This window comes from Nostoc sp. DedVER02 (assembly GCF_034530675.2).
Classification (GTDB): Bacteria; Cyanobacteriota; Cyanobacteriia; order Cyanobacteriales; family Nostocaceae; genus Nostoc.
This window is the reverse complement of the sequence record NZ_JAVRCP020000040.1, coordinates 20,255-47,216: the sequence shown is the minus strand read 5'-3', so window position 1 is coordinate 47,216 and position 26,962 is coordinate 20,255. Positions and strand designations below refer to the sequence as shown.

The following is a 26,962-nucleotide window of genomic DNA, read 5'->3' as shown; positions in this document are numbered from 1 at the left end:
TGTTTGCTATTTTAAGTTAATCTGCACTTGTGACATCGATCTGAAGGTTATCGAAGTTAGCGATCGCTTCTTGTAATTTATCCACAACTTGATGAACAGAAATACTACCTAAGTCTCCAGAGGCGCGGGTACGGATACTCAAGGTGTTAGTTTCCACTTCCTTAGCTCCCACCACAGCCATCACGGGTATTTTTTCTTTCTCTGCATTGCGAATCTGTTTACCCAAGCGATCGCCACTGGTATCAACTTCTGCACGGATGCCCAATGCCCTCATCTTCGCCACCACATCTTTCGCAAAGTCTAATTGTGTATCACCCACCGGGAGTAATCTAGCTTGCACTGGCGCTAACCACAAAGGGAAATCGCCCGCGTATTCTTCAATTAAGATCCCAATTAGCCGTTCTAGCGAACCAAAAGGCGCACGGTGAATCATTACTGGGCGTTTGCGAACCCCATCTTCGGCAACGTATTCCAACTCAAAGCGTTCAGGCAAATTGTAATCTACCTGTACAGTTCCTAATTGCCACTCCCGATCTAGGGCATCACTAAAGATAAAGTCAAGTTTGGGGCCATAAAAAGCCGCTTCTCCAATCCCTTCAAAGTGTTCCATGCCCAAGGTTTCAACTGCACGGCGAATCGCACCTTCGGCTTTGTCCCAAACTTCATCGGAACCAATGTATTTATCACTAGCAGGATCGCGGAAACTGAGTCTAGCTTTAAAGTTCTTCAGTTGCAGCTTATTGAACACTGACAAAATCAAATCCACTACACTGAGGAATTCGCTATCTAGCTGTTCAGGGGTAACGAACAGGTGAGAATCATCCACAGTAAAACCACGCACCCGTGTTAAACCGCCTAATTCTCCTGATTGTTCGTAGCGGTAAACAGTACCAAATTCCGCCAGTCGCATCGGTAGTTCCCGATAAGAGCGTAACTCACTCTTATATATTTGGATGTGGAAGGGGCAGTTCATCGGCTTCATGACGAAGCCTTGTTCCTGTGCAGCAGCTTCTTGATCGTCTGCCATTAAGGGGAACATGTCTTCTTTATATTTTTGCCAATGTCCAGAGGTTTTAAATAAATCTACTCTGGCAATATGAGGTGTTACTACAGATAAATAACCCCGTTTTACCTGTTCTTGCTTGAGGAAATCTTCTAAAGTACTCCGTAACAGAGTGCCTTTGGGTGTCCACAAAGGCAAACCCGGCCCCACTAAATCAGAGAATACAAATAATCCCAGTTCCTTACCCAGTTTCCGGTGATCTCGCCGTAGCGCTTCTTCTTTGCGTCGCTTGTATTCAGCAAGTTGTTCTGGACTTTCCCAAGCGGTGGCGTAAATGCGTTGTAATTGGGCTTTAGTTTCATCTCCACGCCAATAAGCGCCCGCAACACTTTCTAATTCAATTGCTTTCGGGTTTAGTTCACTGATATTTTCCAGATGAGGCCCCGCACACAAATCCCACCATTCATTCCCCAGGTGGTAAATGGTGATTGGTTCGTTTTTGATATCTCCCAGAATTTCTAGCTTGTAAGGTTCCTTAATTTCCTGAATCCGGCGTGCGGCTTCTTCGCGGCTGACTTCTTCCCGAATTACTGGCAATTTACGATTGATAATTTTCGCCATCTCTTTCTTAATGGCTTTGAGATCGTTTTCGCTAAATGGTTCTGGACTGTCGAAGTCATAATAAAAACCGTTTTCTATCCAAGGGCCGATTGTAACTTGCGCCTTGGGAAACAGCTTTTGTACCGCCATTGCCATTACATGGGAAGCAGTGTGGCGAATCTTTTTTAAGTTCTCCGATTCGCTGGTACGCGGTAAATACATTTTTTCAACTTGTTCTGACTGTTGTGATTGATTTGATGAATTTGGCGACATTGGCTGCTGAACCGTTGGCGAGGTGATTACAAAAGGTGATTTATCTAAATCTGTAGGCTTACTCAACTATAACGACTTTGGTTTTTGCCAGTTTAGCTTTATCTTCAACTACCGAATTAATTTCTCACCAAAATAAATTTAATCAGTTATGTGACTTACACAAAAAATAACCAAAACCCTTATTCTCTGGTAGGAGCAATTCATGAATTGCCCCTACGCTGTATAGTTGTGCGTAAGTCCTAAGTTAGCTGAGTAGGAAATTCATCATTCCAGGCGTAGGCGTAGCCCGTCGTAGACATCGCTAAATTATCTTATGAAAAACTCCACCCACAAGGGGCATAGGGAAGCAGGGGGAGAAAGAACTAATTCCCAATGCCCAATTCCCAATTCCCAATTCCCGCTACCTCCCATCCGATATATATAGATGCCTCTCCAAAGGAACTGTACAAACCCTGTAGCAAGACTTTATAATAAATTCTGTGTTATTTGTTACAAATATTTATGTTTTTTGAAAAAATAAGATTGTAATAAATAAAAATAATGTTAAGAAACGTAAATAACGTTAATATTAGTAAGAAAGTTGGAAATATCCCTATCATTTATGTCAGACTCAAATTTACCAGGGACTGAGTTGCTGAAAACGGTTTTAGAACCCCTGCTAGAAGATTTTCAGCATTGGTTTACGCGATCGCGCCATTTACTCGAAACTGAGCAGCTATCATTTATGAGTGACCAAGAACAATCTGATTTGCTCTTACGTGTTAAACAAGCGCAAGAAGAACTAAGTACGGCAAAAATGCTATTTGCTGCTACCGATAAAAAAGTCGGGATTGATATGGCAACATTAATGCCTTGGCATCAATTAGTAACAGAATGCTGGAATGTTGCAATGCGCTTTCGTCAAGGGCGTGAGTCTAATTAGACGGGAGTATCTATTAAATTTCCGTAGACTATTTAGCAATGTCTAACAACACGATATTAAATCAGTCATTAAAGAGATAGTACAAAAAGCTTAATAATGTCTTAACATTATCTGGATTAACAAAATAATGTATCCTATGCTACCGTAAGTGAAATAACGGTTGACAAATAGCTTCATATAAATGTAAGCGCGCAAAAGTGCGTCAGATACTCGTCCTAACTGTGACTTACAGTATCGGTGAAACAAAGCGTTACAAAATAAAGTTTTAAAAATTGCTGTTCTGGAGGAAAATCAAATGTTACACCTACTTTACATTATTGCTTTTACAATCCTTGCATTTATGGCTGTTGGCAACCTAATTCGTAACCTGATCATGTTCAGTTTTGATCGGGAGCGAACTTATCCAACGAATTCCTCACCAATAAATAATCAAGGCAACAACGGTTATTATTCATCAAAAAAACAATTTGTACCCCATCCAGAGTTATTAGATAACGCAGGCAATTTGATTAAAGAGCCACTTTTGGTAATGCGTTCTATTAACGTTGAAGATGCTCGTCAACATCTTGATGCACTTTACGAAGCGTCTCCAGGACGTAAGAGTGAAAATTCTGAAGAAGCATAATAAATATAAAGTAGAGACGCGATTAATCGCGTCTTTTTGGATGTGAATAATTGTTGTTTTTACATCCTCAATTTTTTTAGCATAAATTTATTACCATCCTTGAATTTGAAGCAACGGCTCAATTTTGACATTATGCCGTCGAGCGATCGCATCAATCATAAAATAGGGAGTAGATCGTTCCCCCTCCCCAATCTTTCTATGCTGCAATAACTACCCGCAAATTGCCCCGTTTTTTCGCAACACGGCAAGCAGTGGTAGTCTCAGAAGGCTCAAATTCTAAATCAAGGATGGTGGGGCCGACTCGCAAATTATGAAATGATAGACGAATAATCGATTCTGGCAAAGCAGAGTCAATTATTCGCAAGCAGTTATTTTGAGCATCAGGCACCAAGTTAACCATCATTTGCAGTAGTTAAAAGACACTACCAGTAGCCCAAGCTTGGGGAGTGCAAGCAACAGGATACTGTACAGGGGCATTATCGCCATTTCGTTTGTAGCCGCAGAAGAGTAGTTTGACATGTCGCTAGCAATACCAGGGTTTATTTGGAGATTTGCGAGTTTAACATCAAGTTTGGGAAGCCGTAATCAGCTAATCCCGCTCAAATAGAGGAGAAAACCAAGGTAACCCAGCTGAATTAGTTGTTGAACTTTCTCAGTATCCAAACAAAATATAAATATATACTATACTCAGCAAAAATGCGAAAACTCCCACTTTTATTGGTTAAGCTAGCATTTATTCACTAAACTATTATACGATTTTGTTTAAAATATCTTTGGCGTGGGATTAGACAAATTTATGATATTCAATTGATTGATTAATTTTAATCAATCATTACTGATTAAATTATTGGTGTGTAGCAGTAATGGATTTTGGGTGAGAAAATTCTATTTAGTGAGTGTAAATATGACGACGGGCTATGCCAACGTGTGGACTATCAATCAATGCTCAGTAGACATAAGTGAATTTAGCAGTTAAAACAATACGAAAATTAGTTATTTGGTACTTAGTAATGAAAGATTTTAGCTATGCAAGCATATTTCAAAGTTAATCAAGAATGTATATTGGGCGTAGTAGCTTGTCAATCAACAAATCAATTTGGTAACGAAATGTTGCGCCTGCTTGGGTGAAAAGTGCATTTCAGCGTTCTTTACATATTGCAACTCTCTATTTAACTTGAGAGTGCCTTGAAATTTGTACAATGCAGCTGTGACGTGGATCTTGTCGAGGTTGAGCGTTTAACAATAATTCATGAGCATTTCGACTTCTGTGCTGAGTGATTTGCTAAAGTCCCTACCATACTTGCGGCCCCAGCTATATTTTAAAGCTTCACTAACGGCACTCTCCCATGCTATGGAAGATCAAGTTTTGGCTGCGACTTTAGCACAACCCCTTGTAATTGCTAGTTTTCAGCGAGAGCGATTCTACCGCCAAGAAGCTCATCGCTACCTGCGACTTGCCTTGCGAAGTAATCAAATATACGTATTATCTGCCCCAGAAACGGATTTTGTTAACAGTTCGGAACATTACGAAAAGGTCGCTTTTGAGCCAACGGATGCCTTGAGTCATGAGTGGCATTTGGTAGTGATTGCTGATAATTATGCCACTTGTCTAGTTTGCCGGGAAAGCCTTGGTTCTATTGCTAAAAACAAGCAACTACCAGAACTAAGCCCTAATCTGGATATAGACACAGCGCGAAGATTTGAGGGAGTTTGGACATCGGAAAGGGGAGTTAGCCTGAAAGCTGCCGAATTGCTATTAGACAGGATTTTGGTTTACAGACCAGAACTGGTAAGTAAAATTGAGGAGGCACGTCAAAGGTTTGGCATCGGAGAGCCGCGAAGTCATTCTGGAGCGGAACAGCTTAACGAATATGCTTGTGATATTGATACAGATCCCTTTGTGCAGCGCTTAGTCACTTACTTGCAAGCTAGTCAGTACAAATTACACAAAGCTTACCGTTCCATTGCTGCTAAAGCACGAAAAGAACGATTAGTCAACTCAATTAGTACTGCTATTCGGCGATCGCTCGATCCTCACGAAGTTCTCCAGGTGGCAGCACAAGAATTAGGACAACACCTAGAAGCTTGTCGCTGTCTAATTTACCGCGCTCAAGCCACAGATAGCCAAGCCATCATTGAACACGAGTTTTTGAATCCCGGTATTTTATCGGTTCGTGGGCAAACTTGGGAGTTACAAAAAAATTCCCTCTTTCAGGACATCGTGCAACAAGGCGAAGGTGTTTGTATTAGCGATACGCTGAATGACCCACGTGTAAACAAATCGCCAGGGCTTTCCTTGATTGCCAAAAAGTTTGCCATTCGTTCTTGGCTGATGGAACCAGTATTTTATCAGGGGCGATTATTGGGCATTGTAGAATTGCATTACTGTGGAATGCCGCCGCACGAGTGCCAACCTGGGGAGTTGGATTTAGTAGAAGCGATCGCCACCCAAGTGGGAGCAGCTTTGATTCAAGCGGAAGCCTACGCCAACCTAGAAGAACTTAACCAGCAGCTAGAAGCCCTAGATCGCACCCGCAGCAACCTTATAGCCATCACTGGACATGAACTGCGGACTCCCCTATCCACCATTCAAGTGTGCCTAGAAAGTCTCGCTAGCGAGCCGGATATGCCTTTGGAATTGCAGCAAATTATGCTCAATACTGCTCTTTCCGACTCAGAACGGATGCGAAAATTGGTACAAGATTTCCTCACGCTTTCCAACTTAGAAAGCGGTCGAGTGCAATGGCATCCAGAATCCCTGACTTTACAAGAGTGTGTGGATTTAGCACTCAGCCGTAATCGCACCCGTTCTTCAACGGAAAAGCCGCCCCAAATCAAAACTCAAATTGCCGAAAACCTACCCTTGGTAAGGGCTGATGGTGATTGGCTAGTAGAAGTACTGGCAAAACTGATGGACAATGCTTGTAAATTTACGCCACCCGAAGGAGAAATCACCATTAAAGCGATTTACAACAGCCGTCAAATGGTCGAGGTAACTGTGGCTGACACCGGACGCGGCATTGAACCAAATCGTTTAGAAATAGTATTTGATCGCTTCTATCAAGAAGAAGGAGCGCTACGCCGCACCACTGGTGGGACTGGACTTGGTTTAGCGATTTGTCGTCAAATTGTGAACGGCTGGGGCGGAGAAATTTGGGCAGAGTCAACTGGCAAAGACCAGGGTAGCCAGTTTCACTTCACCATCCCCATTGTTCACAGTAGCCACGAGGAAAAGCGGGCAAAAGTCAAGAGTAAATAAGAATTGGGAATTGGGCATGGGGCATGGGGCATTGGTTATTCACAAATGACAAATGACTAAAAACTGTTACAGTCTATAACGCGATCGCAACACGATCCTGCTTGCAGTGTTAGGATTCCCTAAAAACGTTGAGAGAATTGGAACTTTATGGCAGAAAAACTCTCTGGACAAACCCCACTATTTGCTGGCAGCACCGGTGGCTTGCTCAAGAAAGCAGAAGTGGAAGAAAAGTACGCTATCACTTGGACTAGCCCGAAAGAGCAAGTTTTTGAATTGCCTACAGGTGGTGCTGCTACAATGCGACAAGGCGAAAACCTGCTGTATATTGCTCGTAAAGAATATGGCATCGCTTTGGGCGGTCAGCAACTGCGGAAACTCAAGATTACAGATTACAAAGTTTACCGGATTTTACCCAACGGAGAAACCACTCTGCTTCACCCAGCTGATGGTGTCTTCCCTGAAAAGGTAAATGAAGGTCGTGACAAAGTGCGTTATGTAGACCGTCGGATTGGACAAAACCCCAGTCCCTCTAAAGTTAAATTTAGCGGTGTTACTACCTACGACGCTCCGTAACTAGCTTTTAGTAGCTAATGGGTAATTAGTAATGGGTAATTGGTAAGAAAAATAGTTACTCATTACCCATTACCAATTACCAATTACCTTTGAAAAATAATGATTTTTCCGCATTTCTCCGAATTTTCCACCCTAGCGCAACAAGGTAACTTTGTTCCCGTATATCAAGAATGGGTAGCGGACTTAGATACTCCCGTATCTGCCTGGTATAAAGTCTGTGCAGGTCAGCCCTATAGCTTTTTGTTGGAATCGATAGAAGGCGGAGAAAAATTAGGACGTTATAGTTTAGTAGGCTGCGATCCGCTTTGGGTTTTGGAAGCAAGGGGCGATCGCACTACCCAATTAAACCGCGATGGTTCACAAGTCGTTTTTGCAGGCGACCCTTTTGCAGCTTTAGCCGAATGTTTAGCACCTTATCACCCAGTCAAGTTACCACAGCTACCGCCAGGGATTGGCGGATTGTTTGGGTTTTGGGGCTATGAATTGATTAACTGGATTGAGCCGCGCGTGCCAATCTATCCACCAGATGAGCGAAATATCCCTGATGGGTTGTGGATGCAGGTAGACCACCTGTTGATTTTTGACCAGGTGAAGCGGAAAATTTGGGCGGTTGCTTATGCTGATTTACGCGACCCCAATGTAGATTTACATACAGCCTATCAAGAAGCGGGCGATCGCGTCACCCAAATGCTTGAAAAGCTATCTCTCCCCCTATCCCCAGAAAAAACTCGATTGGAATGGAAACCGCCAGGAAGCAGGGGAGCAGGGGAGCAGGGGAGCAGGGGAGCAGAAGACTATAAAAGTAATTTCACTCGCCCTGATTTTTGTGCCAGCGTTCAAAAGGCCAAAGACTATATTAAAGCAGGCGATATCTTTCAAGTAGTAATTTCTCAGCGACTATCAACACCATACACAGGCGACCCTTTTGCCCTTTATCGCTCTCTACGTCAGATAAATCCTTCGCCTTACATGGCTTACTTTAACTTCCAAGATTGGCAAATCATCGGTTCCAGCCCGGAAGTGATGGTGAAAGCCGAAACCGATCCAGATGGGGGAGTTATAGCAACGGTACGCCCCATTGCTGGGACACGTCCACGGGGTAAAACCACTCAGGAAGATGCAGCTTATGCTCAAGATTTACTCGAAGATCCTAAAGAAGTTGCCGAACACGTGATGCTTGTAGATTTAGGGCGGAATGATTTGGGGCGTGTTTGTCAAAATGGTAGCGTCAAAGTTGATGAATTGATGGTAGTTGAGCGCTATTCTCACGTAATGCACATTGTCAGCAATGTTGTCGGTAAATTAGCACTAGATAAAACAGCATGGGATTTATTGAAAGCTTGCTTCCCAGCAGGTACGGTAAGTGGCGCACCCAAGATTCGCGCAATGGAAATTATCCACGAGTTAGAGTCTAGCCGTCGGGGTGTTTATTCTGGTGTCTATGGATATTACGATTTTGAAGGACAATTAAATACTGCGATCGCAATTCGCACAATGGTAGTACATGATAAAACGGTTAGTGTCCAAGCTGGTGCAGGTTTAGTAGCTGATTCTGAGCCAGAAAAAGAATATGAAGAAACACTTAATAAAGCTAGAGGTTTATTAGAAGCGATTCGTTGTTTGCGTTGAACTGGGTACTAGGGCGTATTTTCTAACTCTTATATTCCCCCAATCCAGTCGTGAAAATTACTGTTGTAACAAACCGCAGAGGCGCAGAGAACACAGAGGAAAGAATTAACAAAAATTTTCACAAATTACTATCGCGTAAAATTAATCGCCAATTGATTTTTATTGGTTAATTGTAAAATTGGGCTTGATACAAGCACAGTAACAGTTCGATTTGCTGTATGAGAATCTAGACCAGACTTTAAAAGCTGGTTTATCAATATCCTTCTATTTTGAATTACATAAGTTTTACTTTGAACTGCAAGATACTTGGAAACAATTTCTGCTACTTCTAAGCCCATGTATCCACAATACCGTGACAAATTAGGAAGCTTTATAAATCCAATCAACATCGAACTTTTTCCAAAGCTAAATAGACTTTTTTAGACGTATTCAACAGTAAAAAGAAGTCTTGGTGTTCAAATCCAAGTCCTCTTTTGAACTTACTAGATAAATGAACAAACGTACTCGTCCTTATTGGCTGAAGTAAATCGCCCAAATCATTCCATTTATTCCAATAGCGATTAAAAGAGTAGTGAAAAATCAACCGAATTCAATTTCTTGTCCCTATCCCTTGTCGTATTGACCAACAATGACCATGCTTAATTGACATTGATGGTCTCAAATTTGTTGAAATGCAGGTCTAAAAACTACTGCTTCAATCAAATCTTTTCTGAGGTAATCAAAGTCAGTTTTCATAAGTTTGCCTTTAAATTGTTTTATTTGTCAACTGGAGAAAATTGGTAAATCTAAAGCGTCTTCTTTAAAAGCTAGGTAGTTAGCCATCCAATCAAACTGTATCCGGTGAAAATTTACCAGGCGATGAGTGAGAGAAAACCAATCATTGCCAAACAACCATTGAGTTTTTCGACATATTTGGTGAAGCCTGCGCGTGGCGTTTCATCAACATAAACTTTGAGTTCAATTGTAAATCTGTTGAGTTGACCGCGTTCGTTAATACTAAAGCTTTTATTTGTTATTTTTTACTTTTTATTGTTGTTATCTGTAAATAAATTTAATTTATTGTAAATATTTTTTGCAAGCACTTGACGTACTGTAAAAGGTAGTAATAACCGTACTAAGCAGGTAAGGTATTTTAAATTCGTGCAAGAAGATAAGTGATGTCTACAACTAGTTATTCGGCATTGCTCTTAGAAATATATACACATAAAAGCGTCAATTGCCTTTCTAACTTCAGTAAAACTTATATTAAGTATAAATAAAAATTATTGAATTATAGCTGAGGAAGTATTGCTTATTTGTAACGAAATTGTTATGTTTCTTTACATAGCGAAACAAAAACAATATCCATGCGTTGAAGCACTGTTGGTCAAGGTTTTTTAAATAACTATGCAGTTGAGCCTACAATTTACTCTGCCGAGTGTCCAAACTCAACGGCAACAAAATTGTCATGCCTACGATGGCTTATGTCCAAACTGCTGAGTGCCTTTATTAACAGCAAAACGCATTTCACCTCCATCTTTTCACATTCGATAGAACTGTAATTTTTTTAGGGAATACCTGCTATGTCTTTTACCCTCAAGTCGGCTCAAAGTATTTTTCCTGGGACTTTAGTTGCTGACATTGTTCCAACTGTTGTCCAATCATTCTCTGAACTCAATGCAGAAGATCAACTAGCATTACTTTGGTTTGCTTATACCGAAATGGGTAGAAGTATTACGGTTGCTGCTCCTGGAGCAGCTAACATGGTACTCGCACAAGGCTTACTTGAACAAATTAAGCAGATGCCTTTCGATGCTCAAACACGAGTCATGTACGATTTGGCTAACCGTGCTGATACACCCCTTTGCCGTTCTTATGCATCCTTTACCGTAAACATCAAGTTGGGCTTCTGGTATCAATTAGGAGAATGGATGGCACAAGGAATTGTCGCTCCGATTCCAGAAGGCTACAAGCTTTCTCCCAAGGCTGCTGATGTGTTAGAAGCAATCAGGAATGCTGATTCAGGCCAACAAATCACCATTCTCCGCAATACCGTAGTCAGCATGGGATTTGACCCGAACGCTCCCGGTAGTTACAAAAAAGTTTCAGAACCTGTGGCTCCCCCCACTGCACCAGCGTTTCGGACTAAAGTCACCATTGAGGGTGTCAGCAACCCTACAGTGCTTGGCTATATCAACAACATGAATGCTAATGACTTTGAAGCTGCGGTTGCTCTGTTTCTTTCTGAAGGTGCTTTGCAACCTCCCTTTGAAAGACCGATTGTTGGTCAAGATGCAATCCGCGCTTATATGCGTGAGGAGTGCCAAGGATTAAAGATGATACCAGAGCGTGGTATATCCGAGCCAGTGGAAGATGGCTATACCCAAGTTAAAGTCACCGGCAAAGTCCAAACTCCTTGGTTTGGTGCAAGTGTGGGAATGAATATTGCATGGCGGTTTTTGCTCGATCCTCAAGGCAAAATCTTCTTCGTAGCGATTGACTTGCTTGCTTCTCCTAAAGAACTACTCAACCTAGTACGTAAGTAGAGGTTAAATTAGTTGTTGCTTAAGCGTGGATGAGCAAAAGAGCGTAAACGTAGACATGGCTATTTCACCACGCTTAAGCATTGGAAAGCAACTAGTATCATCGAGAATATTCTAAAAAATTATTAAATAATTTTAATGTTGGTGCGGAGTTTTAAAAGTCTTGTAATGAGAGATATTTTCAGTAATTCTTGATTAGATTCTGTAACTTTTGGGTAAGAGATGGAGATTTGGAAGGCAGGCTGTATGGATGCTAATGAACTTCTCAAACGCTATTGTGCAGGAGAGAGAAATTTCGCTCAAGTGAGCCTGCACTTAGTTAATCTTGGTGAGGTGTGTTTAGCTGGAATCAATTTGAATCGAGCTAACTTGGCTAACGCAACTTTATCACAGACTAACTTGCGCGGTGCAAACTTGATTGAAGCAAATTTGACTGCGGCAACCTTATGGAGAACGGATCTAAGTGGCTCAAATTTGATATTAGTAAATCTCAAGGCTGCTAATTTGATTCGAGCAACTCTTAGGAATGTAGATTTGCATAAAGCTTCGCTGATGAAAGCAGATTTGCGTTTAGCAGACTTGCATGATGCTGACCTCAGTAGTGCAAATTTAGCTGGGGCAGACTTGAGCTATGCTAACCTCAGTGGTGTAAACTTGGCTGGGGCAAATCTCAGTGGTGCAAATTTGACTGGCGCAAAGTTAAGCAATACAGACCTCAGTCATGCCAATCTTACCAAAGCTATTTTCTGCAAAACTGATTTAAGTGACGTTGATTTCACGGAAGTAGACTTGACTGGAGTTGATTTGCACTACTGTTTATTGAACGGAGTCACCCTACCTGAACGAAGCTTAATTGAAGCGGGTTGAGCGTTACTGCCGTTTAATTAAAAATTTAAAACTTTGCTCTTGCAAAAATCCCCAATTTTTTCCTAAATGAAGAACTATTGCTGAATTTATGGGAATAATACAACTGTTATTCCAGAAAAAATTCAGTAGTAATGATAATGCCTCCAACAGAACGAGCATTGCTCGAAAGTTTAATTCTTGAGAATGAAGATTTAGAAAAACTGGAATCAAAACTCGCTCAGTTTAATATTTTCGAAGCGATCGGTGTAGTACGTCAAGAATTACGCCATTCAAATTTTTTAGCATTTCCTAAAGATTATGAAAATAGTGATATTGAAATACAGTTCAGTTAAGCATTTCTTTCTTATTTTTTCCTTCTCTTCTTTTGTGTACTTTGCGTTCTTAGCGGTTCGTTAAAAAAAATTTACTTTCACAAAGCCTTAAACCTTAACTGAACCGTATTGAGTGATATTGAGGAATTAATGAATAAAGTACAGAAATTTTGGCGGCACTTTGTTAAAAATGACTTTATAAGTATCGAGAATATAATTAATAAAAATATAGATTAGATAATCTGTAAAAATATCTCCGTTTATCCTGAAGATACAGTTTAGCGATCGCATCAATCTTAATTTATAAAGAGCGATCGCTACATTGTTAACTTACACAAAAGCGGTGCGCTAGCATATAGCATAACGCACCTGACAAAACGAAACAGTAGAAAAATCAACCATTAAAAACGCGACTGCGCCACTTATTCAATCGGGCTTCTCCAATTGTGGCAGACCGTCGAGCATCAGCAACTTGCTCTTGCAAAGCTGCAATCTGTTTTGCTTGCGCGTCAGCTTGCTGTTGCAAAGATGTATATTCGCCTGTGCTGGTTACGTAACTAGAAGTCTGCCAACTACTACTAAATTTTGTTGTCCCGATGTTGGCAAAGGGTTTTAAGTCTGCTAGCTGTTGTTGCAAAGTTGCAATCTGGCTTTCTTGCTCTTGAATTTTTTGCCGTAAGCCTTGTTCGGCTTCTGTGCGAGCAGCCATAAATGTATTCACCGGATCAGCCGTTTCTGGTCTTGGCTTGAATATTTCAGCAAGTATTGCACTAACATCTGTAGGTTTAAGTCTACCGTAAGGAGTGTTGGTAATTAGCGATCGCACCAGTTGAGGTTCATTATTCGTCGCTAGGTTCTTATCACTGCTAGAGTTGCTCCGTAGCAGTTGCAGCATATTGCTAAATTCCAATATCTTTTTGCCCGTCTGGGTTTTGTAACCCCGGTAATATGGCACTATGTTCTCCCCAAAAGCATCTAAATATTCGTCGCTATCTAGATAAGAATCAATATCTGCCTCAAAACCTTGCTCATCAAGAATATTGCTGTGATATATCGTCTCAGAATAGTCATCAGGAGCGCGACCTAGCAAGTGTTTAAAGTTTAGTTCAATAGCACGGTAGCGGTAAACGGTATCAAAAAATCTGGAGCGATACAACTCTGATTTGGCAAGCTGACGCACAAACTCACGGACATCAATTATACCTTGCTTGAGTTGAGATTCGGGAACGATCAGCCGTTCACTTTCCATAATGTAGGCATTACCCAACACTTGCCGATAAACTGCTCTAATGACGATTTCAATCTCATCAAGTGAAGCATTAGTCCACAGTTCAATGGGTTCTGCTTGGGGAAAGGCTTGATATTGGCGTTGTCTGGTTTGGTCATCTACGAAAGTCTGCATAGGGTTTATGTGGGTAGGAGTAACTAATGGTTTTGAGAACGTTCGCTAGAAATCTATGTTTTTAAAGGGAATGAGAACTAATTATTTATTAATGCTTGCGTGGTAAAGCTAATACCAAATTATTTGTGATACACTACGTAGAATTACAGTCTGTAAAGGTAGTTCAGGAATTAAGCTAAGAAGAAAATCTTTTTTTCGGCTATTGTTTGCGTAATCCCAATTTGAAAATTATAGGACTTACGCAAAATCATGATAAAACGAACCGCAAAGGACACAAAGGAATAAGAGTTTTAGAGGGTTCTTGCGTAAGTCCTGAATTATTGCGGCAGATGGAATCATAGAACTTTTAAGAAAAAGAATTCTCAATCCCAAATGGTATAAGCCTTGAAATTTTAACTACTTTTCCAGTCACAATTAATTTATCAACTTTTGGAGACTTTTTTAGTTACATTTTCTAACAAACTTAGACGGCTAACTGTTAATAAGTAACAGCTAATTATCGTGAACAATTAGCAATTAAACATTAACAATTAGCCGTCAACTCCCTTAAGGAGTATTTAAAATCCAAAATGTCAAAAGGATATCCGCAGTATATTAATTTTCAAGCCCGCTCATCAAATCTAGTGTAGAAACCACCGTATTTTATCCAGTATTGTTTCAAATTATGATGTGGGGTATGTAAACTAGCTTTTGCCTGATATAAAATCACTTGACGATGATCGCCCATCCAGATTTTATTAATGGGATCAACGGATATTACTGTTCCTCCTAAAGAACCAACACATTCAGAAAATCTCTCAATCGTTGTATACTCTAATGTCTCGAATATAAAAAAGTTACCCGAACAAATCAAGTGGCGACTGCGAATCCAGCAACGCATCTTTTTTTCAGCCTGTGGAGGTAACATTTTATATTTAACAGATTCAAGCTGGATCAACATAATGCTCTCACTGCAAGTAATTCATCAGCAAAACTTTCTCGTTTTTCAAAGCGTAAAGGCCCAGCAGTTGAACCCCATATTTGCTTGTGGGTTTCAATATCCATACCTTTATCTAGACTTATCCAAGTATGCTCAGTTATTTCTACTTCGCTGACTAGATATGTCTGGCATCCATTGCGATTAATCAGGCATTGATTACCAGGTTCCACGCTACCCCGAAACATTTCACCCTCTCGTTGGAAAACCATTGAACAGTTATAACGCCGTTCGATACTTTCTGGGGTAATGGTTTTGAGGATATCTAATTCACGAGCAGCACCTGCATAAAGCATCTGGTCTTTCAAGCTGTAATTTTCGATATAAATGCGATCGCCACAATCCACTAGTTTATGTACTCCCTGACGATAGGGTGTCCATAAATCGTGGTCATAAGCTTGTTCTGAGTAAAAACCGATGGCAGAAAAAAATTCAATCGGTAAAGGACGAAAAAAAATGTGAATGTGGGCGTAAAGTTGCGGATTGGCAAAAGATTGCTTGTAGTTGCTAAAATCTCCTGCCATCCAACAGGCTAAGGTGAGCAAATCGCTAGCGTTGGTGCTAGATTCACTGGGCGCTATTGTCATCTTCAACCTCAGTAGTGACAAAACTAGATGATTACTTCTATGTTGTAACTTGATATTGCTAATTGGTTGAACCAGACAAAGAGCGAATCTCTGAAGAAAAGGAAGCTGTTGTCACGCCTTTACCATCACTGGTTTTAATGGTCGCTACCCGAAATCGCAGATTTGGGGTAGCAAACCAAATTCGTTCCTCAGCAGCAGCGAGTTCATACTCTGTCACCAGGGTAAAAATACCATCATCACTTAAATGATATTTAGCTACTGCGGGGATTGTTTCGGCGTATCCTTTATCACGTAAAAGTTTGCCTCTAGAAGGATTTTCTATATCTGGAATTGGTACTAATACGGTACTACCAGAGATTGGTTTATCGTCCCAGTCTGACTCACCCTCCCAAGTCATCCGAAAGGGATGGGTGATACTGCCTGGGTCAGTGTTATACAATTGGCAGATTGATAGTACTGCCGGATCGTCGTTGGATAAAGGCTCAATGTCAATGTTAGATAGTACTTGTTCAAAGTGGGCGAATGCTAAATGATGACCACTACGCTGCGATCGCCATCGTCCAATTGAAAGTTCAAAGAATTCAGTAATTTCCATTAGAAAAGTGATTTAAAAAAGTACCTTACAAAAAGGCAGAAGGCAGGAGGCAGGAGTCTGGAGGAAAGAAATTCAAAAGAAACTTTAGTTGTGGGTTATTGCATACTAGTATAAAAAAAATTAGATCGAAACGCACTGCGCGTTAGCATCTCGTATAGAAGTTACTGTGATGGAAGGATTCTCTGACATAGAGTAATGGGAATTGGGAATTGGGCATTGGGAATTGGGAATTGGGAATTGGGCATCAAGAAGAGACAAGGTAGACAAGGAAGAGGGGGGAGACTTGGGAGAGACTTATTCAGTAATTTCCCCTTGTCCCCCTTGTCCCCCTGCTCCCTTGCTTCTTCCCCATTACCCATTCCCTATTCCCCATTCACCTATTTAAGCAACTTCAGTAATACTGATGATTTTGCCGCCTGTTCTATGAATGTTTTGCACTTGCCCAGATAGTTGATTGTAGTTAACTACATATTCAAGGTTGCCCAGACGAGTACGGAGATTAGCTGAACCTTTGACTGCCTTAATCAAGAAGCGTTTGCTGGTGCTGCTTACACTAGAACCAGCAGCAGGCGCTTTGATGGATGTGGGTAAATTTGCACCTATGTCGCCGATCAGCTTGGCTTTGCGATCGCTATCGCTGGTTGCTACTCCTCTCAATAAGGCAAAGGTGCGGTTAAAGGTAACATTCTTAATTCCTATTTGGGAGGTATTGCTGCGAGGATAAGGAACAATATTCTCGCCAAAATTCAGCTGATACTCTTGGCTATCAATATAGGAGTCGATCTCAGCATCATAGCCCTGTTCGTTGTAGATGCGAACGTGTTCGGCAATTTCTGCTTGATCGGCAGGTGGACGGCCTAGCAGGTGTTTGAAGTTCAGTTCAATGAACCGATATTGGGAAGAAGAACTGAAAAATAGGGATTGATAAAGTTCTGATTTTGCAACGGTGTTGACAAATTCGCGGACGCTGATTTTGCGATCGCGTAATTGCGATTCAGCAGAGGCTAGGCGCTCACTTTCTAGTAAGTGAGCATTGCCCAAAACCTGTTTGTAAACTGCCCGAATCAATGTTTGTAATTCGCTTTCGCTGGTATTGGGACGTAGTTCAACATTAGGTGAATCAATAACCCAAAGTGACATTGAAGTATCTCCTTAAAAACGTGAATTAAATGAAATTTTCGAGTATCCCACCCCTTATGGAGGTAGATTTTGCCTCAGCTGTCAGTTATTTTTGCTACTGACTAGCATTTGTAAAACTTTAGTTTTTTAAAGTGCGTTAAATATCTACGTATATGACAACTGACGGCAGAATTGATTAAACCCCAGATCGGCGATCGCTTTTAATGAACGATCAATGGCCTACCCAATAGCGAGGGATGCTATCAAAAAACCGCGAACGGTAAAGTTCCGACTTCCCTACTTGACGCACAAACTCACGAACGCCAATTTCACGTCCTTTGAGTTGAGATTCAGGTACAGAAAGCCGCTCACTTTCCATTACGTAAGCATTGCCTAGAACTTGCTTATAAATTGCTCGAATTACGGTTTCAACTTCCTCATTAGAGCGACTTGGCCACAGATCAATAGGATCGGTATCTTCAAGAGCGACCCCTAATCGTGATGCTGTTCCAAAAGCCATTCACACTATCTCCCAGGTAACAACTAAATTTTATGAGAAGGATATTCAGCAGATGTTAAAAAACTTTACATCTTTGTGACAAAGGAGAGGTCATAGAGACTTTTAATCCTTATTAGCCTCGATGGTTTAAGTTTTTACATCGTTAATGCCTTTACACATTCTGATACGATGCCGAAGCCATATTTGTTAAAATTTGTGAAGTTAAATAAGGCTTTAGAGAAATTTCAGCTTGTTTTTAGCATTTGATTTGCTATTGAGGTACAGGTGATGATATTGCTGTTTTCCCTTGAGCAAGAGTATCAATCGCGCTGAGTCACCAAGTCTATCTTGGTAGCTGGGCAAGAATAAATCAAACTATCTTACGTAATGTAAAGTTAATAAAATTGGTTTTTAGTAAGCGTATCGAGCGGCTTACAACAAACTTTACCGAATTTGGAAAGTAGCCAATTGGCTGATTAAATGGTCAAAATAGGGAGCAAGAGTTTCCTGCTGATTGGCTGGACACCGCTTCAAACTAGCAGCCTTGATACTTTTTAAGCCTAATAGCATTGCATCTAATGGAACGTGTAACTCCTGATAGAGAATGTTCATATAGTGCAGTCCTGTAGGATTTGTATACTCAGCGTGTCCACCCGCGATGCCATAAGTAATGCAGCGAAGAAAATGCCAAAAATCGCGCCAGCAAGCTTGAGCGCGTTCAGGCGGATAAAGTCCACCTCCAGGCTGGGTAATCTTAGGGTAAGTTGCTAAAACCTGCTCTCTAGCTTCATCAACGATTTCGGCGGCGCGATCGCGTAACAATACAGCAACAGGAATCAACTCAGAATTATCTGGTGATAAACTTGTAATCTGCAATAAATCTTCGTCACTCAGATAGCGGAAAGCATCGTCCGCAGCTTGGAATATGGCGATCGCTGCTTTTGAATGGGACTGTTCCCACTCAGCAAAGCTGATAATTCTCGCTTTGGCTATTAATTCTTTGATAGTTTCGCTTAATTGAGTCATTGGAATTGGGAATTGGGAATTGGGAATTGGGAATTGGGCATTGGGAATTGGGAATTGGGCATTGGGCATTGGGCATTGGGCATTGATTATTTTTCCTCTGCTCCCCTGCTCCCCTGCTCCCCTGCCCCCCTGCTCCCCTGCCCCACACCATTAAATCTTCCCAAATGCGATCGCCATTTTTTAGCATCTGTAAAATAAAGTAAAGATAGCTCTACCAAATGCATCTATGGAAATCCATCAAATCCAAGCTGAACTGAAGAATCCAGATTTTCACAATCGTTTAAAGGCGATCGCAGCCCTCAATGATTATGAATCAGAAGTTGCAGTTCCTCTGCTAACAAGTAAACTTCATGACTCAGAATTTTTGGTACGTTCCTTTGTAGCCAGGGGTTTGGGAAATCAACAATCAGCAGATTCCTTTGCTGCTTTGATGCAAATTATGAAATTTGACGATACCCCTAATGTGCGGGCTGAGGCGGCAAATTCGTTATCGTTATTTGGCAGAGTCGCAGTTTCTCATCTAGTTCTGGCATTTTATCAGGATGACCACTGGCTAGTTAAGCGGAGCATTTTAGCTGCGATCGCAGAAATGGATTGTCCTGAAGAACTATTTGATATATGCGTTCAAGGTTTAAAAGATGAAGATTTCACAGTTCAGGAATCCTCTGTTGATGGACTCGGCTTGCTAGCTAATTCTAGCCAACATAGTGCAGCACTATCCCAAATACTAACCTTAGTGAATGATGAATCTTGGCGGATGCGCGTGCGAGTTAGCTATGCCCTCAAACGATTTGACGAGCCAGAATCAAAAGCAGCCTTGAACCAACTCAGACAAGATGAGGATCACCGAGTTGTCGGAGCAGCTTTAGAAGACTTGTTGCCCCAATAGCGATGTGGGTTTGTACAGAATATTGCGATCAAACTTATTTGAACAATAGCTAATATATTATTTTACCTTAAAATTGACCAAAATATCCGGGTAATCTGCCAAAATCTGGAAGAAAAGATCAACTTTTTCAAGATGAGGAGGCATTTGTGACTAATATACAAACTGGTCAAATGACTTGGCGACTACCAGGTTCCTCAGAATGTGCTTTACATTTGCGGCATAACGCTTCGGAACCTTGGCGATCGTATAAAGAATTTCCCCAATATGTTCTACCCGATCCGCCGGGTTTTTCTGAAGGATACGCTACATTTTTAGCGCTCTTAAAAAAGAACTGGCAGCCTTTATGAACAGTGCTGAATGCATATAAATTACTTTTTACAGCTATTTACAACTCAGCACTATATTGGTAAAGCACTCAAACTCTCACGAGTTGTTTTGCGAGTGTAGGCGTTCCAAGTGTCAAGTTCGGAATATGGACGGCTTTTAAGCATAGCTTTAGTTGCTTCCGTGAGTCCTTGCGCTAAAGTAAAATCTGCCCCAGCGATACTTTGAAGATGCTCCATCTCTGCATCACAGAGGTCAGTTGCTCGTAGGTCTGCATCCCGCAAATCGGCTCCTGTCAATCGAGCATTCCGCAAGCAAGCACCAGTCAAATAAGCTTTCGTCAGATCAGCGCCACTTAAAGCCGCACCTTGTAAATTTGCTCCCGTCAAATCAGCACCACTCAAGTAGGCTCCACGCAGATTAGCACCTTGTAAATCTGCATTTCGTAAAGAAGCTGTATTCAGAAAAGCACCATTGAGATTAGCACCCGGTCCCACCGCTCCCGAAGCTTTGTAGTTATATTCTTGGGGCCATTTCGTTTGTGTATCATAATGCGCCACTTGCAGTTTCGCTCCCTCCAAATTTGCGCCACTGAGATTTGCTTGTTGGAGATTAGCACGATTTAAATAGGCTCCCTGCAAATTAGCTCTACTCAAATCGGCTCCTTGCAGATTAGCACCTCGCAAATCTGCCCCACTCAAATCGGCATTAGTCAAGACTACCTCCCTGAGATCGGCTCCTAGTAGCTTGGCTTTGCTCAAGTTAGCTTCTTGTAAATCGACTTCCCTGAGATTGAATTGATACAAATCCGCCCAATCTAGAGGGGTTCCGCCTTTCAGGGCTGTTAATATTTCTGGAGTTAGACTGGGACGTTCTCTAGTAATAAGTTGAATTTCACTATTTGTCATCAGTTGATAAAAATATAACTTTTGGAGTTATTCTACACTTTAGCGAAATCGGGACTTCATCTCATTAGTCAGTATTCAAGAGCGCCAAAATTTGATAAAAGAGGTTTTAAAACAGATGCATCTAATACCGCCCTTGTCAATGATCGACTTCTTCCGTAAAAGTGAGGGGACATGGTTTACAGAACGCTCCGTTCATCATTTTGACTCCGCGGCTGATGAATCGGGGGAGTCGAATTTAATTATTCAAGTTATAGAAAAAGACGATCCGAAAGTCCAGGAAGTCTGTAAAGCTCAGGGGATAGATCCTACTAAAGCAACAGGTGGTGCTAGCTTTGCATGGCAGGCTAACCTAGATACCAGGCTACCTAATAGCGATAATGCTGCAATTTTGGTTGATATTCCAGACGAAACGAAGCGTTTTGGAAAACTGATCCGCAATCAAGGTTATGTTGAAAGTATTCCCGTCGTGAGTCGGTATCGGTTTGCCGATGATGGAGTGCTGACCATTGATACTGACTATGACAATAACCAAGGTCAAGAACGTTGTTGGTTTGTTACGAATGATTTTCGTGTCAGAGTTAGTACCGTGCGAATGATGAACGGTGTCAACTTAATGACTTATTGTTCTGAACGTCGCTGTGTTTCCCAAGAACTACTAGAGCAAATGATCGCTCGCAATCATGCTAGGCGTTAGTGGGGAGCGGGGGGGTGGGGAGCAGGGGGCAGGGAGCAGGGGAGCAGGGGGCAGGGGGCAGGGGGCAGGGGGCAGGGGGACAAAAAGAATAACTATACTCAATCCCAATTCCCAATACTTCGGCTTCTCTACGAGACGCTACGCGAACGCTCAGTACAAGTTCCCAATTCCCAATTCCCAATTCCCCATTAAGGAATGTTGCTTTGTTTCTCATAAATGAGACGTGCATGATTGACATCATTTATTTTCATGCAAGGGTTAACAAATCATGCTCCATGTATAAGCCTTTCCTGGAATTTTTAGAAAAAGAGCTATTTCAGCGGTTTGATTTACAAAGTAGGGTCATTCCCCCTGGTTTGGAATTCAAAGTTAGCGATCGCGGCAGAAACCCTGCAACTATTCGCAGTTGGTGTTACCAATCTCAAGAGTTGCGGAAAATCCGCTATACCTATATTGATGCTGGGGAAAGCGCCCAAATTTTTAACAGCGTGGTTTATCCCAGTCATCACTACGATCTACCTTTGTTAGGCATTGATTTTTTATCCTTTGGTAAAGTCAAAAATCTGATCGTACTTGACTTTCAGCCTTTATTTCAGGATGCAGATTATCAAAACAAATATATAGCTCCGCTAAAATATCTCCATAATAAATACCCGGATTTGGCACAAAACTTAGAAATGAAGTTTTACGATGCTAATCAGTATTTTTCTAAGTACCTATTGTTTGCCAAAACAGACGCTGAAACAGTTGCAACACGAGTCTTTGAAGCTTTCCAAGATTATTTAAATCTGTATTGGCAAATGCTAGCAGATGCAAAACCACTCGACGATCCTGAAGATATCCAACGGATTGTTAAAGCTCAAAAAGACTATGACCAATATAGTGCAGACCGCGATCCGGCATCTGGTCTGTTTAGCAGTTACTTTGGTCATGAATGGTCAGAGCGCTTTCTCCATGAATTCTTATTTGAAGATGCTGTTCCTTTAGTAGTTAGTGCTAGCAAAAGATAATCGATTGGGCATTGGGGATGATTAATTTTGAATTTTGAATTTTGAATTCGGAGCGAAGCGACGTGACACTGTATCAACCATTTCTCGATTATGCGATCGGTTATATGCGATCGCGCTTAGACTTACAACCCTACCCGATTCCTACTGGATTTGAGTCTAAAAGCGCTGTTGTGGGCAAGGGCAAAAATCAGGAAGAGGTTGTCACCACTAGTTACGCCTTTCAAACCGCAAAATTACGCCAAATTCGTGCTGCTCATGTCCAAGGTGGTAATTCGCTGCAAGTGCTGAATTTTGTGATTTTCCCCCACCTCAACTACGATTTACCCTTTTTTGGGGCGGATTTGGTGACTTTGCCAGGAGGACACCTAATTGCTTTGGATATGCAGCCTTTATATCGAAACGATCCAGCATATCAGGCAAAATATACAGAACCAATTCTGCCCATTTTTCACACCCATCAACAGCATCTATCTTGGGGAGGAGATTTTCCTGAAGAAGCACAGCCTTTTTTCTCTCCCGCTTTTTTGTGGACTCGTCCCCAAGAAACGGCTGTAGTAGAAACTAAGGTATTTGCCGCTTTCCAAGATTATTTAAAAGCTTATCTGGATTTCGTAGAGCAGGCAGAACCTGTAACAGATTCCCAAAATTTAGCAGCTATTGAGCAAGCCCAACTGCGATACCTGCGGTATCGGGCTGAAAAAGATCCAGCACGAGGGATGTTCAAACGCTTCTATGGTGCCGAATGGACTGAAGAGTATATCCACGGCTTCTTATTTGACCTAGAGAGAAAATTAACAGCGATCAACTAAACTCAACTTTATCTATTTTTTTCGCAATGCGATCGCTGAAACCTTTGTAGGACGATCTTTTTGCGTGTAAATATTTCTGTCCGATTATTTAGAAGCTGTTGTAAGCGATCGAGAAGGAGTCAGAATAACCCTTACGAGTCACGCTTATACACAAGAGCAGCCCTTTTCTACTAGCGTTGGGGAGTAAGATTCAAAGCCTCTCCGAGGTCAAAGTGCATTGCATACAAATGAGAAGCATTATATTACTCGTGAGTGGCTTGGATATGGCTGCTGTATAAAATATCTATCTTTAGACAGACTTTATTAAAAATATTTGGTCGCGCAGTACACTTCCGATGGTGGATTGACTTAAAAATATTTAAATCTATTATGATTTGTATAGCTCTAATGTTATGATTTGTATTGTGCTTTTCAGTTAACAATCAGTAAGCTATTTGCCAATTTAAGCTAAAATAAGCCAATTTAGCACCATAAAGGCAATTTAAGCAAACTTAGAAATGTTTTAGCACCCAACTATTCCTTAATAAAGTTAAACTTTTATTACGTTAACTCAGATATATTTAAATTCTGAGTTTTCAAGAGTTACTGAGGTAAGTTTGTTGAATACTGAGCATTAACTTGACTGAATTTTAAGATGAATCATACTGTTATTCTGAATAGAATGTACTGATTGACGTTTGTTTTTAGTCGTTTTATGGTTTGAGACTAATGTTAAAAAACAGTGAATTGAGGATTCATTATCCCTCCACTCTCAAATGTCATCCTGGGGATAGACAATTAATAGACAATATCAGTAGTTTACTAAAGTAGGAGTTTTACAAAGTCTAATAGTCGGAAATTTGCTGGAGACAAACATAGTGAATAGTGGAGTTAGTAAAAATGTAGATAAACTCCCTAAAACTCTACTGTCACTCTGAAGCAAATACAATGTAACAAGTTTAATGATATAAGGTTTGATACTAATGTTAGAAAACAGCGAACTAACGATTAATCAGGGTTCCAATCTCAAATTGAAGCTTGGAGAGCAACGATACGAGCAGTTTTCTAGAGTAGAATTTTTGCGGAATCGTACAGTTGGAAAGCCATTAGGTTAAACATAGTGGAATCAATCTTAATTAAGATGAATTCCCAAAATTTAAAATCAACATCCCGGAAAAAACAGGCAAGTATTATGCCAATACTCTTGCTATGGGACTAGTTGATTACTTTGAGGTTATGCCGAATTAAAGGTTAACCCGCATACAGAATTTATTCAAATGAGTGGTGGTGTTTAATAACATTGCCAGTCAGCAATAACTGTTAGCTTTTTATTGAAAGCTAATTTTGTAGTGACTTTTATCTAATAAAGATAAAAAGCACAATTTCTTGCGGCGTGCATTCAGGTAAATCACAATTATTACCGAAAGATTCCAATTTTTTGCAATAAAGGTCAACAAACATGAATAAGGTTCAAGCATCCTTTGAAGCTACAGAAACTGCATTTCACGTGCAAGGTTACGAAAAAATCGATTTTAGTCTTGTCTATGTGAACGGTGCATTTGATATTAAAAATAGAGAAATAGCAGATAGCTATGCAAAATTTGGTCGCTGTCTGACTGTGATTGATGCCAATGTTTATGAACTTTATGGAAAGCAGATTAAGTCATATTTTAGGCACTATGACATCGATCTGACAGTATTTCCCATCATCATTACAGAGCCAGCTAAAACCCTTGAAAGCTTTGAGAAAATTGTTGATGCTTTTTCAGACTTTGGCTTAGTTCGTAAGGAACCGGTCTTAGTCGTTGGTGGTGGTCTAATTACTGATGTGGCTGGCTTTGCTTGCGCTGCTTATCGTCGCAAGAGTAACTTCATTCGGGTTCCGACAACGTTAATTGGTTTAATCGATGCAGGTGTAGCGATTAAGGTAGCAGTTAATCATCGCAAGTTAAAAAATCGCTTGGGAGCATATCATGCACCTTTGAAAGTTATCCTCGATTTCTCATTTTTGAAAACCTTACCAACGGCTCAAGTTCGTAATGGGATGGCAGAGTTAGTGAAAATTGCTGTAGTTTCTAACTCTGAAGTCTTTGAAATGCTATACGAATATGGCGAAGAACTACTTTCCACTCACTTTGGACAAGTGAATGGTACACCCGAACTTAAAGAGATTGCCCATAAACTCAACTACGAAGCAATTAAAACTATGTTGGAGTTAGAGACTCCAAACTTGCATGAAATCGATCTCGATCGCGTCATAGCCTACGGTCATACTTGGAGTCCTACCTTAGAGTTAGCGCCTCACGTACCCCTATATCATGGTCACGCTGTCAATATAGATATGGCTTTATCTGCAACCATAGCAGCACAACGAGGCTATATTCCAACAGAGGAGCGCGATCGCATTTTAGACTTAATGAGTCGCATTGGTCTATCACTCGATCATCCTTTACTAGATGGGGATTTGCTCTGGGATGCTACCGAGTCTATAAGTTTGACACGAGACGGCAAACAACGTGCAGCTATGCCTCGTCCCATTGGTGAGTGCTTCTTTGTCAACGATTTGACTCGTGAAGAACTTGATGCTGCCTTAGCTGAACATAAACGTCTTTGTGCTAAATACCCTCGTGGCGGTGAAGGCGTTGATGCCTACATTGAAACTCAAGAAGCTCAACTCTTGGGGGTGTGAAGACATGACGAGTGTTTTAGGACGAGAAACAGCAAGGCCCATAACGCCACACAGTATTTTAGTAGCCCAGCTACAGCAAACCCTGAAATTAGCAGAAGACAGCAATATTCCCATAGAGATATTAGATTCTCTGCGTCAGGGAGTTGAATTAGCGGCGGGTTTAGATCCCTATCTGGATGATTACACCACTCCCGAATCGAGTGCATTGACAGCATTGGCGCAAAAAACCAGTAAAGAAGACTGGAGTAAACGTTTTAGCGATGGTGAAACAGTGCGCCAACTAGAACAAGAAATGTTGTCAGGACATCTGGAAGGACAGACATTGAAAATGTTTGTTCACATGACTAAAGCAAAGCGCATTTTAGAAGTAGGGATGTTTACAGGATATTCAGCCTTGGCAATGGCAGAGGCACTACCAAGCGATGGGCAACTCATCGGTTGTGAGGTTGACTCCTATGTAGCCCAATTTGCTCAAGCTTGTTTTCAGGAATCTCCCCACGGCAATAAAATCGTTGTAGAAGTAGCACCCGCTTTAGAGACACTCCACAAGCTGGCAGCCAAAAAAGAATCATTTGATTTAATCTTCATAGATGCCGATAAAAAGGAGTATGTAGAGTACTTCCAGATCATCTTAGATAGTGAGTTGTTAGCTGCTGACGGGTTAATCTGCGTAGATAACACTTTGTTGCAAGGACAAGTTTACCTACCACCGGAACAACGTACCGCCAACGGTGAAGCGATCGCTCAGTTCAACCGTGTTGTCGCCGCCGATCCTCGTGTGGAACAAGTTTTGTTACCCATCCGAGATGGTGTGACTCTGATTAGACGCATAGCGTAAGAAGTTTGTAGAGACGTTGCATTGCAACGTCTCT

Annotated in this window: 26 protein-coding genes and 1 pseudogene; 15 read left to right on the top strand and 12 right to left on the bottom strand. The window is 41.2% G+C overall.

All coding sequences use genetic code 11. The features are described 5' to 3' along the window. Positions 1-16 precede the first annotated feature (16 nt). On the bottom strand, positions 17-1,876 hold the full coding sequence (gene thrS, locus RMZ41_RS26825; protein ID WP_322644077.1) for a threonine--tRNA ligase: 1,860 nt from the start codon (positions 1,874-1,876) through the stop codon (positions 17-19). Positions 1,877-2,477: 601 nt separating this feature from the next. Here thrS and RMZ41_RS26820 point away from each other — a divergent pair. Together RMZ41_RS26820 and RMZ41_RS26815 are read left to right on the top strand one after the other, a co-directional pair. Further along, the gene (locus RMZ41_RS26820) at positions 2,478-2,798 is read left to right on the top strand and encodes a DUF2605 domain-containing protein (RefSeq protein WP_322644056.1); all 321 of its coding nucleotides are present in this window, start codon (positions 2,478-2,480) and stop codon (positions 2,796-2,798) included. A 295-nt stretch (positions 2,799-3,093) separates the two neighbouring features. Further along, positions 3,094-3,423, top strand: coding sequence for a DUF2973 domain-containing protein (locus RMZ41_RS26815; RefSeq protein WP_322644055.1), 330 nt, complete (start codon positions 3,094-3,096; stop codon positions 3,421-3,423). Between the two features lie 196 nt (positions 3,424-3,619). Here the strand turns inward: RMZ41_RS26815 and RMZ41_RS26810 are convergent. Next, positions 3,620-3,931 (bottom strand): annotated as a pseudogene (locus tag RMZ41_RS26810) (amylo-alpha-1,6-glucosidase); the annotation flags it as partial. Between the two features lie 741 nt (positions 3,932-4,672). Between RMZ41_RS26810 and RMZ41_RS26805 the strand changes: the two are divergent. From RMZ41_RS26805 to trpE, 3 genes are all read left to right on the top strand, one after another. Beyond that, positions 4,673-6,682: a DICT sensory domain-containing protein gene (locus RMZ41_RS26805; protein ID WP_322644054.1), complete on the top strand. Its 2,010-nt coding sequence runs from the start codon at positions 4,673-4,675 to the stop codon at positions 6,680-6,682. A gap of 147 nt (positions 6,683-6,829) precedes the next feature. Further along, positions 6,830-7,255, top strand: a complete 426-nt coding sequence (locus RMZ41_RS26800; protein ID WP_322644053.1) for a photosystem I reaction center subunit II — start codon at positions 6,830-6,832, stop codon at positions 7,253-7,255. 99 nt (positions 7,256-7,354) lie between these two features. Next, complete coding sequence (gene trpE / locus RMZ41_RS26795) at positions 7,355-8,884, top strand: anthranilate synthase component I (RefSeq protein WP_322644052.1); 1,530 nt, start codon at positions 7,355-7,357, stop codon at positions 8,882-8,884. Positions 8,885-9,732: 848 nt separating this feature from the next. On the opposite strand, the gene RMZ41_RS26790 is transcribed toward trpE, so the two are convergent. Next, positions 9,733-9,900 carry a high light inducible protein gene (locus tag RMZ41_RS26790; RefSeq protein ID WP_322644076.1) on the bottom strand — a complete coding sequence of 56 codons (168 nt, stop codon included), beginning with the start codon at positions 9,898-9,900 and terminating at the stop codon, positions 9,733-9,735. 546 nt (positions 9,901-10,446) lie between these two features. Between RMZ41_RS26790 and RMZ41_RS26785 the strand changes: the two genes are divergently transcribed. The 3 genes from RMZ41_RS26785 (at position 10,447) to RMZ41_RS26775 (ending at position 12,605) form a co-directional block, all read left to right on the top strand. After that, positions 10,447-11,409: an orange carotenoid protein N-terminal domain-containing protein gene (locus tag RMZ41_RS26785; protein WP_322644051.1), complete on the top strand. Its 963-nt coding sequence runs from the start codon at positions 10,447-10,449 to the stop codon at positions 11,407-11,409. A gap of 219 nt (positions 11,410-11,628) precedes the next feature. Continuing rightward, positions 11,629-12,273: a pentapeptide repeat-containing protein gene (locus RMZ41_RS26780; RefSeq protein ID WP_409876031.1), complete on the top strand. Its 645-nt coding sequence runs from the start codon at positions 11,629-11,631 to the stop codon at positions 12,271-12,273. Positions 12,274-12,410: 137 nt separating this feature from the next. Next, on the top strand, positions 12,411-12,605 hold the full coding sequence (locus RMZ41_RS26775; RefSeq protein WP_322644050.1) for a hypothetical protein: 195 nt from the start codon (positions 12,411-12,413) through the stop codon (positions 12,603-12,605). Between the two features lie 373 nt (positions 12,606-12,978). On the opposite strand, the gene RMZ41_RS26770 is transcribed toward RMZ41_RS26775, so the two are convergent. From RMZ41_RS26770 to RMZ41_RS26735, 8 genes are all read right to left on the bottom strand, one after another. Next, positions 12,979-13,986, bottom strand: coding sequence for a phycobilisome rod-core linker polypeptide (locus tag RMZ41_RS26770; protein ID WP_322644049.1), 1,008 nt, complete (start codon positions 13,984-13,986; stop codon positions 12,979-12,981). 601 nt (positions 13,987-14,587) lie between these two features. Next, positions 14,588-14,926, bottom strand: a complete 339-nt coding sequence (locus tag RMZ41_RS26765) for a CpeR family transcriptional regulator (RefSeq protein WP_322644048.1) — start codon at positions 14,924-14,926, stop codon at positions 14,588-14,590. After that, on the bottom strand, positions 14,920-15,549 hold the full coding sequence (locus RMZ41_RS26760) for a chromophore lyase CpcT/CpeT (protein WP_322644047.1): 630 nt from the start codon (positions 15,547-15,549) through the stop codon (positions 14,920-14,922). The genes RMZ41_RS26765 and RMZ41_RS26760 overlap by 7 nt, the downstream gene beginning before the upstream one ends. A 58-nt stretch (positions 15,550-15,607) precedes the next feature. Next, positions 15,608-16,144 (bottom strand): phycobiliprotein lyase, encoded by a 537-nt coding sequence (locus RMZ41_RS26755; RefSeq protein ID WP_322644046.1) that lies wholly within the window; start codon positions 16,142-16,144, stop codon positions 15,608-15,610. 381 nt (positions 16,145-16,525) lie between these two features. Continuing rightward, positions 16,526-17,284 (bottom strand): phycobilisome rod-core linker polypeptide, encoded by a 759-nt coding sequence (locus RMZ41_RS26750; RefSeq protein WP_322644045.1) that lies wholly within the window; start codon positions 17,282-17,284, stop codon positions 16,526-16,528. A gap of 211 nt (positions 17,285-17,495) precedes the next feature. Further along, positions 17,496-17,783, bottom strand: a complete 288-nt coding sequence (locus RMZ41_RS26745) for a phycobilisome rod-core linker polypeptide (protein ID WP_322644044.1) — start codon at positions 17,781-17,783, stop codon at positions 17,496-17,498. Between the two features lie 423 nt (positions 17,784-18,206). Beyond that, positions 18,207-18,857 carry a phycobilisome protein gene (locus tag RMZ41_RS26740; protein WP_322644043.1) on the bottom strand — a complete coding sequence of 217 codons (651 nt, stop codon included), beginning with the start codon at positions 18,855-18,857 and terminating at the stop codon, positions 18,207-18,209. A gap of 17 nt (positions 18,858-18,874) precedes the next feature. Next, entirely contained in the window at positions 18,875-19,012 is a 138-nt protein-coding gene (locus tag RMZ41_RS26735) for a hypothetical protein (RefSeq protein WP_322644042.1), read from the bottom strand. A 2-nt stretch (positions 19,013-19,014) separates the two neighbouring features. Here RMZ41_RS26735 and RMZ41_RS26730 point away from each other — a divergent pair, with 2 nt between their 5' ends. Both RMZ41_RS26730 and RMZ41_RS26725 read left to right on the top strand, forming a co-directional pair. Next, positions 19,015-19,677 (top strand): HEAT repeat domain-containing protein, encoded by a 663-nt coding sequence (locus tag RMZ41_RS26730; protein WP_322644041.1) that lies wholly within the window; start codon positions 19,015-19,017, stop codon positions 19,675-19,677. Positions 19,678-19,823: 146 nt separating this feature from the next. Beyond that, complete coding sequence (locus tag RMZ41_RS26725; protein WP_322644040.1) at positions 19,824-20,024, top strand: hypothetical protein; 201 nt, start codon at positions 19,824-19,826, stop codon at positions 20,022-20,024. A 51-nt stretch (positions 20,025-20,075) separates the two neighbouring features. On the opposite strand, the gene RMZ41_RS26720 is transcribed toward RMZ41_RS26725, so the two are convergent. Beyond that, entirely contained in the window at positions 20,076-20,909 is an 834-nt protein-coding gene (locus RMZ41_RS26720; RefSeq protein WP_322644039.1) for a pentapeptide repeat-containing protein, read from the bottom strand. Between the two features lie 115 nt (positions 20,910-21,024). On the opposite strand from RMZ41_RS26720, the gene RMZ41_RS26715 reads away from it, so the two are divergent. The 5 genes from RMZ41_RS26715 to RMZ41_RS26695 all read left to right on the top strand — a co-directional run bounded on the left by RMZ41_RS26715 (position 21,025) and on the right by RMZ41_RS26695 (position 26,928). Further along, positions 21,025-21,603 carry a phycobiliprotein lyase gene (locus RMZ41_RS26715; RefSeq protein ID WP_322644038.1) on the top strand — a complete coding sequence of 193 codons (579 nt, stop codon included), beginning with the start codon at positions 21,025-21,027 and terminating at the stop codon, positions 21,601-21,603. A gap of 275 nt (positions 21,604-21,878) precedes the next feature. Next, positions 21,879-22,613: a 15,16-dihydrobiliverdin:ferredoxin oxidoreductase gene (locus RMZ41_RS26710; RefSeq protein ID WP_322644037.1), complete on the top strand. Its 735-nt coding sequence runs from the start codon at positions 21,879-21,881 to the stop codon at positions 22,611-22,613. Positions 22,614-22,675: 62 nt separating this feature from the next. Continuing rightward, complete coding sequence (locus RMZ41_RS26705) at positions 22,676-23,422, top strand: phycoerythrobilin:ferredoxin oxidoreductase (RefSeq protein ID WP_322644036.1); 747 nt, start codon at positions 22,676-22,678, stop codon at positions 23,420-23,422. Positions 23,423-24,860: 1,438 nt separating this feature from the next. Next, positions 24,861-26,090 (top strand): sedoheptulose 7-phosphate cyclase, encoded by a 1,230-nt coding sequence (locus tag RMZ41_RS26700; protein ID WP_322644035.1) that lies wholly within the window; start codon positions 24,861-24,863, stop codon positions 26,088-26,090. A gap of 4 nt (positions 26,091-26,094) precedes the next feature. After that, positions 26,095-26,928 (top strand): O-methyltransferase, encoded by an 834-nt coding sequence (locus RMZ41_RS26695; RefSeq protein ID WP_322644034.1) that lies wholly within the window; start codon positions 26,095-26,097, stop codon positions 26,926-26,928. The last annotated feature ends 34 nt before the right edge of the window (positions 26,929-26,962 follow it).